This is a genomic window from Hymenobacter sp. (genome assembly GCF_036388155.1).
GTDB lineage: Bacteria > Bacteroidota > Bacteroidia > Cytophagales > Hymenobacteraceae > Hymenobacter.
The window spans coordinates 1-8,219 of the sequence record NZ_DASVSI010000053.1; the positions used below are offsets into that span (position 1 = coordinate 1).

The 8,219-nt window shown below is 64.5% G+C and carries 5 protein-coding genes; 3 read left to right on the forward strand and 2 right to left on the reverse strand.

All coding sequences use genetic code 11. The annotated features are described in order from the left end of the window. The first annotated feature begins 222 nt into the window (after positions 1-222). The 3 genes from VF629_RS07605 (at position 223) to VF629_RS07615 (ending at position 5,049) form a co-directional block, all read left to right on the forward strand. A complete protein-coding gene (locus tag VF629_RS07605; RefSeq protein ID WP_331057867.1) occupies positions 223-1,794 on the forward strand; it encodes an FAD-dependent oxidoreductase in 1,572 nt (523 codons plus the stop codon). A gap of 160 nt (positions 1,795-1,954) precedes the next feature. Then, entirely contained in the window at positions 1,955-2,842 is an 888-nt protein-coding gene (locus VF629_RS07610) for a cyanophycinase (protein WP_331057868.1), read from the forward strand. A gap of 53 nt (positions 2,843-2,895) precedes the next feature. Next, positions 2,896-5,049, forward strand: a complete 2,154-nt coding sequence (locus VF629_RS07615) for an FUSC family membrane protein (RefSeq protein WP_331057869.1) — start codon at positions 2,896-2,898, stop codon at positions 5,047-5,049. A 200-nt stretch (positions 5,050-5,249) separates the two neighbouring features. Here VF629_RS07615 and VF629_RS07620 read toward each other — a convergent pair whose 3' ends face one another. Then, a complete protein-coding gene (locus VF629_RS07620) occupies positions 5,250-5,891 on the reverse strand; it encodes a response regulator transcription factor (RefSeq protein WP_331057870.1) in 642 nt (213 codons plus the stop codon). Positions 5,892-5,904: 13 nt separating this feature from the next. Further along, positions 5,905-7,863, reverse strand: a complete 1,959-nt coding sequence (locus VF629_RS07625) for a sensor histidine kinase (protein ID WP_331057871.1) — start codon at positions 7,861-7,863, stop codon at positions 5,905-5,907. Between the last annotated feature and the right edge of the window lie 356 nt (positions 7,864-8,219).

The following is an 8,219-nucleotide window of genomic DNA, read 5'->3' on the forward strand; positions in this document are numbered from 1 at the left end:
CATCTCGCGTGGGGTAGTAATTCATTTACCATTGCAGGAGAGATGCTTCGGCTGCGCGGACGCCAGATGAGCATGACGGTTGTTCTGCAGGCGTAACGGGCAAGGGGCACCGCAAGACGTTGGGTGAGTAAACGCATTTAAGCCAAACAGAAGTAAGCTCGACCTAACGCAGGGCCGCTGCGGGGCGTAAGGAAAGCATCTCGCTCACCTTTCCCTCGCTCTATGCCCAAGCTTCCCAACCCTGCCCGCACCTCTGGTTCTACCGTCTCGTCGTGGTTTGGCACCGCGCCCACGCCGCCCACATTCGAGCCGCTCACGCAAAATACCACCACCGACGTGGTGGTGGTGGGGGGCGGTATTGCCGGCCTGACTACGGCGTACTTGCTGAGCAAAGCCGGGCGGAAAGTGCTGCTCCTGGAAGACGGCGAACTGGCCAGCGGTGAATCGGGCCGGACCACCGCGCACCTTTCCTACGCCCTCGACGACCGGTACACCACGTTGGAAAACCTGTTTGGTGAGGAAGGGGCGCGGCTCGCGGCCGAAAGTCATTCCGCGGCCATCGACCAAATCGAGCAGATTGTGCTCACCGAACAAATCGACTGCGAGTTTACCCGCCTCGACGGCTACCTCTTCCTGCACGCCGACGGCAAGCCCAAAGAGCTGCGCCAGGAACTCGAAGCCGCGCACCGCGCTGGCTTGGCCGACGTGGAACATTTGCCCGAGGCCGGCACGGTGGGGTTTGAGCCCGGCGAATGCCTGCGCTGGCCCAACCAAGGCCAGTTTCACATCCTGAAATACCTCAACGGCCTGGCCCAAGCCATTGTGCTGCACGGCGGGCGCATCTGCACCCACACCCGCGTGAGCGAGGTGCACGGCGGCACCCCGGCCCGGGTAGTGACCGACGAGGGCATAGAAGTAAAGGCCAAAAAAGGCATCGTAGTGGCCACCAACACGCCCTTCAACGACCGGGTGGTGATGCACACCAAGCAGCACCCGTACCGCACCTACGTGGTGGGTGCCCGCGTGCCCAAAGGCTCCGTCACCAAAGCCCTGTATTGGGACATGGCCGACCCCTACCACTACGTGCGCCTGCAGGAAGTGCCCGCCGGCCCGCGCGGCGGCCAAACCGATTACGACCTGCTCATTGTGGGCGGCGAAGACCACAAAACCGGCCAGGAACCCGACCCCGAGGCGCACCTGCGTTGCCTGGAAGAGTGGACCCGCGACCGTTTTCCCATGGTGCGGGACTTTGAATACCGTTGGTCGGGCCAGGTGATGGAGCCCAACGACGGCCTTGGCTACGCCGGCCGCAATCCGCTCGACGCCGACAACGTCTACATCATCACCGGCGACTCGGGCCACGGCATGACGCACGGCACCCTGGGCCCGATGATTGTGGCCGACCTGATACAGGGCCGCGACAACCCCTGGGCCAAGCTCTACGACCCTGGTCGCGTCACGCTGCGACGCGAAAGCGCCGTGGAGTTCATCAAGGAAAACGTGAACGTGGCCATCGAGTACACCGATTTGCTGACCGGGGGCGACGTGAGTTCGGTAGAAGAAATTCCGCTGGGCACGGGCGCCGTCATCCGGCGCGGCATCCTGAAAGTGGCGGTTTACAAAGACGAGAAAGGCGCCACCCACGAATGCTCGGCCATTTGCCCCCACCTGCACTGCGTGGTGCACTGGAATGGCCTCGAAAAAAGCTGGGACTGCCCCTGCCACGGCTCGCGCTTCACGGCGCTGGGCGAACTCCTGAACGGACCGGCCGCCTCTGGTTTGGCCCCGGCGTAAGCTGTTGCTGCTTCCTGGGCCACGGGTTTTGCCCGGCCTGGGTGTGGCGTTAGGTGTCCGAGAAACGGTCGCCAGCGCCTGTTTCCTTTCCCTTCATTCTTGCCAAGCTACAGCTTGGCGCTTCACCTTTTTCGCTAAGCTTCAGCTTGGCCCCCTTCCCATGCCCGCCCGCAAACCCAAAATGCCCGCTCCTAACGAAACCGCCACCACTTGCCTGCCCCCCAAGGGCGTGCTCATTGCCATTGGCGGGCACGAAGACAAAGCCCCCCGGCCCGGCTACGACGAAGAGGCCAACAGTGCTCCTGATTCCATTTTGCGCCGCTTCGTGGACGAGGTGAAGGGCAACAAGAACATCCTGGTGCTGCCCATTGCCTCGGAAGAGCCGGAGGAAGCCGCCAAGGATTACGTCGACTTATTCACCAGCCTGGGAGCGGGCCGGGTGGAAGTGTTCGACATGCAATCGCGCCAACAGGGGCAGGAGGATGAGTCCCTGCGCCAACTGGAGGAGGCCGACGGGTTCATGTTCACGGGCGGCGACCAGCTGCGTCTCACTGCCCTGCTGGGCGGCACGCCCTGGCTCAAGCGCCTCAAAGAGCGGTTCACTCACGACGAAATCGTGATTGCGGGCACCAGCGCCGGCGCAGCTGCCATGAGCACGCCCATGATTTACCAGGGCCGCAACAACCAAGGCATGCTCAAGGACGAAATCCACATCACGACGGGCTTGCAGTTTATGCACGACGTGGCCATCGACACGCACTTTGTGGCGCGGGGCCGCATCATCCGCATGGCCCAGATTATCGCCACCAATCCCTGCTGCATCGGCCTGGGCCTGGAGGAGGACACCGCCGTGGTGGTGCGCGATGGCCGCGAGCTGGAAGTCATCGGCACCGGTGTGGTGACCGTACTGGACGGCCAGGACTGCACCGATACCAACATCCACCGCATCCCCGCGGGTGAACCCTTCACCATCCGCGACCTCAAGATGCACATCCTGAGCTGCGGCGAACGGTACACCCTGCCGGTGCAGGAGGAGCTGCACCGCTAAATATGGCGGCTGGCTGAGCACTGGTTCAGCTCAGCCTGTTTATTTGCGGCTGCATGAACACCCACACGCGCCGCCTGCATTACTTCTTTTCGGGGCAGCACTTCTCCGACGGGGTGCGCACCACGCTGGCCATTTTGCTGCCGGCTCTGCTGCTCACCCAGTTGGGGCACTTCGACATCGGCCTGACCGTCTCGACTGGGGCCGTGTGCGTGAGCGTGACCGATACACCGGGGCCGCCCACGCACCGCCGCAACGGCATGCTGGCCGCGCTGGCCCTGGTGCTGCTCACCACCCTGCTCACGGGCGTGGCCAGCGCCAGCGTGTGGCTGCTGGGGCTGGAAGTAGGGGTGCTGGCCTTTCTCTTTACCATGTTTTTGGTGTGGGGCGCGCGAGCCGGTGCCGTGGGCACGGCTGGTTTGCTCAACGTCGTGCTGCTCTTGGCCAAGCCCCCCGCGCTGGCCGATTTGCTGCCGCACACGCTGCTGTTGCTGGCCGGGGGCCTGTGGTACGCGGGGCTGGCCCTGCTGGTGTACCAAGTACGGCCCTACCGCCCGGCCCAGCAGGCGCTGGGCGAGTGCATCCACGAGCTGGCCCGCTTCCTGGAGCTGAAGGCCCGCTTCTACAACCCCAAAACGCCCCTCGACGACGACTACCGGCAGCTGGTGGCCCAGCAAGTGGTGGTGAATGAAAAGCAGGAGGCCACCCGCGACTTCCTGTTTCGCACGCGCCAAATCGTGAACGAAACCACCAGCACCGGCCGGCGCCTGGTGCTCACGTTCATCGAAACGGTGGACCTGTTCGAGCGCATCACCGCCGGCTACTACGACTACGCGGCCCTGCGCACCAACTTTGCCGGCACCGGCGTGCTGCCCGAAATAGCCGCCCTCATTCGCCGCATTGCCACCGAGCTCGACCACCTCGGCGTGGCCGTGCAGGCCAATAGCTTTTACCACGGCCCCGACCTGGCCCCGGAATGGAACCGCCTGCAAGTGCGCATCAGCGCCCTCGAAGCCGACCCCGCCACCGAAGCCAACACGCGTGTGCTCAAGAAAATACTGGTCAACCTGCGCGACATCATCCGGCGGCTCGACAACATCCGCCGCTACTTCGACGAGGCCCTGGCCGGCGAGCTGCCCGCGCCCAGCCGCGCCGCCGAGCACGCCCGCTTCGTTGCCCAGCAAAACATCGAGCCGCAAGCCTTCAGCCAGAATTTTACCCTGAAGTCGGGCGTGTTTCGCCATTCGGTGCGCATGATGCTGGCCTGCCTGGTGGCTTTCGCGGTGGGCGAAGTGCTGTGGCGCGGCGCCCACAGCTACTGGATTTTGATGACGGTGACCATCATGCTCAAGCCTGGCTTTAGCCTCACCCGCCAGCGCAACACCGAGCGCATCTTGGGCACGCTGGCGGGTGGCGCGCTGGGAGCGGCCGTGCTCTGGCTGGTGCCGTGGCCGCAGGTGCAGTTCGGGGTGCTGGTGGTGTTCATGATAGTGGCCTACAGCTTTCAGCGCACGCAATACCTGGTCACGGTGGTATTTCTCACCGCCTATCTGCTCATCCTGTTCAGCTTCCTGGGGCTGAATTACATCGGCGTGGTAGAGGAGCGAATTGTCGACACGCTCATGGGATGCGCCATTGCGTTTTCGGCGGGCTATTTCCTGTTTCCGAGCTGGGAGTCGGAGCAGCTCTCCGACTACATGGCCGCTGCCCTACGCGCCAACCTGGCCTACCTGCGCCAGCTGGCCAATCGCCTGGCCGGCCGCCCCCTGCCGCCCAACGAGTACCGCCTGCTGCGCAAAGACGTGTACGTGAGCGGCGCCAATCTGGCCGCAGCCTTCCAGCGCATGCTTGCCGAGCCCAAATGGAAGCAGCACCGCCCCACCGAAACCCACGAGTTTGTGGTGCTGAACCACATTCTCTCGTCCAACATCGCCGCCCTCACCGGCACCCTGCGCGAGGCCGCCCCCGCCGTGCCGCCCTTCACGCCCGAAAGCCGCCGCGCGCTCACCAGCGCCCTCGCGGCCCTGCACAAAAGCCTCGCCCGCATTGCCCCCGACACCGCGCCGCCCCCCGTGGAGCTGGGCCCCGCCGAACCCACTGTGCCCGTCGCCGCCGAAGACAAATCCCTCCCCGAACAGCTCACCTTCCTGCAAAAAGTCAGCGTCGACATCGGCAAAGCCACCGAGGCAATACGCGGCGTTGGCGCTTAATAAAGAATGAGGAAGGAAGAATGGGGACTGGCGCGCGTTTGCAACGCGTGCCGATTGGTTTCGAGCCTCTGGCTCGCCGCGTGAACGAGGCCCGAACGACTCCAAACGGCGCGGCCGGGGGCGTTGAAAACGCCCGTATAGTCGGCACGCGTTGCAAACGCGCGCCAGCTCTCATTCCTCATTCTTCACTAAGCACCGCTTCACAGTCCGTGTTCGCGGGCAAACTGGGCCAGCGCCGCCACGTTATGCAGCTCCAGCTTGTGTAGGATGTTTCGCCGGTGAGTACTAACCGTAAATTCAGACAATGACAGCCGGTGAGCCACGTCGCGGGTCGTGAGGCCTTCGCAAATCAGGCCCACGATTTCCCGCTCGCGGGCCGACAGCCGTTGCAGCTTGAGCAAGGAGCCCGCCGCCGGGCTTGGCACCGCCGCCGCCGCCAGCTTGGGGAATGCCGTTGCCCCTGCGTGCACGGCCCGAATGGCGGCCAGCAGCTGCTCGGCATCGGCCGATTTGGGCACGAAGCCCTTGGCCCCTCCGGCTTGGGTGCGGGCCACGACCTCGGGCGTAGCCAGCGTGCTGAACACCAGCACGCGCAGGCTGGGCCATTTTAGCCGCAGTTCGGGCAGCAGCGCAAAGCCATCGGGCGGCGGCAGGTGCAGGTCGAGCAGCAGCACGTCGGCGGGCAGGGGGGAGGGCGCGCGGGTCAGCCACGCCAGCAGCGCGCTGCCCGAGTTCAGCTGCGCCGCCACTTGCAGGTCGGGCTCGCCGGCTAGCAGCGCGGCCAGGCTTTGCGTCAGCAGTTGATGGTCGTCTACAATCAGCAGGCGGCACGGTAGAAACATAGGGGATGGGAGGCTAGTGGCTACTGACCGATGCAACGGCCGAAACGGGAATTTGAACCACCAAGCTAGAGCCTTGGGCCGAACTGTCGATGTGCAGGCGTCCTTGCAGATACTCGACGCGGGCGCGCACGCCCCGCAGCCCAATGCCGGCGGCTGGGGTGTCGGCCGCAAACCCGCGCCCGTTGTCTTCCACCAGCACTTCCAGGTTGTGGGGGTGGCGCAGCACCTGCACCTGGATTTCGGTGGCGCCCGCGTGGCGCACGGCGTTGTTCAGCAGCTCGGCCACAATGCGGTAGGCGGCCTGCTGCAACGGCGCGGGCAGCAAATCAAGCCCCTCGTCGCAATACGTGTGCACCGAGGGGCTGCCGTACGAATTGATGAGCTCGCTCAGCGTTTTGATGGATTCGGCCAGGCTGCCCAGGCCCGGCTCGGCGGGCAGCAGCGCGTGGCTGAAGGCGCGGACGTCGTCGCGCAGGTGCCGCAGCAACAGCTCGGCCTGCTGGCCCGCCGCGGCTGCAGCCGGTGAATTCGTTAGCGCCTCGCGCACGGCTGGGCCTTGCCAGGCCAGGTGCAGCGCCATCAGGTTGGGGCCCAGGGCGTCGTGCAGCTCGCGGGCCAGTTGCTCCCGCTCTTCCTCTTGGGCTGCAATCAGGCGCGCCCCCTGGGCATTGCGAAGGTTCAGCTGGCGAATGCGGAGTTGGGCATTCTGGCGCAGGGTGTGCCGGAACCGCCCGGTGAGCAGGGCGCTGAGCACCAGCAGTTCAAAAAAGAGGCCCCAGGCCAGGGTGTTGGGGTAGACCGGGTTGAAGCTACTAAAGCCCAAATGGTTGAGCCAAAAAACCGCGTAGCCCGCAAAGAAAAACAAGTAGGTGAGCGCGTAATACCCGGCCAGGCGCCGCCGACGCCGCGTGAGCAGGCCCACCAGCAACACCACCCACCCATACGCAAACACGCCCGCCAGCAGCAGTTCGCGGGTGGTAATCAGGGCCTGCACCACGCCCAGGTTGTGGCGCACGGCCCACGGAAACAGGCCCGCGTACGCGGCCACAAACACCACTGCCGCGCCGGCCAGCCACGTGCCCGCCTGGTACAGCCGGCGCCGGCCGCTGCGCAGCCGCAAAAACAGCTGCATGATGCGAATGCCCGCCGCCGCCGCCAGCAGTATCCAATTGAACTGCCCCACCGACCACACGGCGCGGTACAGGGCCGCCGGCAGCAGCATGGCATCCAAGCCGTCTTCCATCATCAAAAACACCGTCACGCCCACCACGTAGGCCACGTACCACAGGTGAATGCGGTCGCGCAAGAAGGCAAACAGCACCAGGTTGAATAGGGCGCTGCTCAGGTAAAAGCCCAGCAGCCACACCCAGTGCCGCTCAAAGGGAAAGCCCATCTCCCAGGCCAGGAAATGCTCCGCGGTTTCGATGTACGTGGGCAAGTAAATGCCCCCGGAGTGCACATCCACGCGCAGCAGCAGCACCGCGGCCGCGCCCGCGTCCAGCGTGAACGGGAAGCTGAGTGAGCGGGCGGGGTAGGCGCGCTCAGCCGCGGGCACCCAGGAGCTTGCGGCCCCAAGCCGCGTGAACGTGGCCTGGCCCAGCCGTCGGCAATACAAGGCAGCGCTGTCGGTGAAGTTGAAAATGCTCCACAAAAAGCGCAGCCGCTCAGTGTCCACGTTGCGCACGGGCAGCCGTATCCACACCCGCTCGTGCAGCAGCCCCAGGTTCAGGGTTTTGTGCCAGGGGCCGGGCCGAAACTTGCCCGCTCGCCACTGGGCTTCGGCGTGCTCGGGGTCGGGGGCCACCTCAAAGGGCTCGGTGAAGTAGCGATAAGCCTCCGAAACATGAGCGCCTTCGGGGTTGGTGAGCAGCAGCGTGTCGCGCAGGGCCTGAGGCGTCTCGGCGGCCCGTGCAACTTGGCCACTCCCCAGCCACCACCCCAACATCAGCAGAAAACAGTAGCGAAGCTGCATAGGCACGAGAATAAAAAGCCCGCAAAGCCGGCGTGGCGTGGCAAGTAACCACGGATTCAGTGATTTTTAACCACGGTTTTCTTCGTTTTATAATCCGTCATGCTCAGCATGCACTGAAACGTGCTGAGTGTGCACAAAAAAAGCCAGCCTCGTTGTGGAGGCTGGCTTTTTTCAGACCGCAAGCGTGGGCCGGTTAGTGCATGAGCACCACGCGGCCCCTGGCGGTGCGCCCGCCGTGAGCTAAGGCGGCGTGTGGACCGTAAACTAACAGAACGTCCTGCAGAGCGCAGCGAAGCATCTCGCGTGCAATCAGTAATTAGTTATCCCGAGCGAGATGCTTCGCTGCGCTCTGCAGG

Coding starts and splice junctions, on each gene's coding strand:
- VF629_RS07605 (WP_331057867.1), top strand. CDS start 223: ATGCCCAAGCTTCCCAACCCTGCCCGCACCTCTGGTTCTACCGTCTCG.
- VF629_RS07610 (WP_331057868.1), top strand. CDS start 1,955: ATGCCCGCCCGCAAACCCAAAATGCCCGCTCCTAACGAAACCGCCACC.
- VF629_RS07615 (WP_331057869.1), top strand. CDS start 2,896: ATGAACACCCACACGCGCCGCCTGCATTACTTCTTTTCGGGGCAGCAC.
- VF629_RS07620 (WP_331057870.1), bottom strand. CDS start 5,891: ATGTTTCTACCGTGCCGCCTGCTGATTGTAGACGACCATCAACTGCTG.
- VF629_RS07625 (WP_331057871.1), bottom strand. CDS start 7,863: ATGCAGCTTCGCTACTGTTTTCTGCTGATGTTGGGGTGGTGGCTGGGG.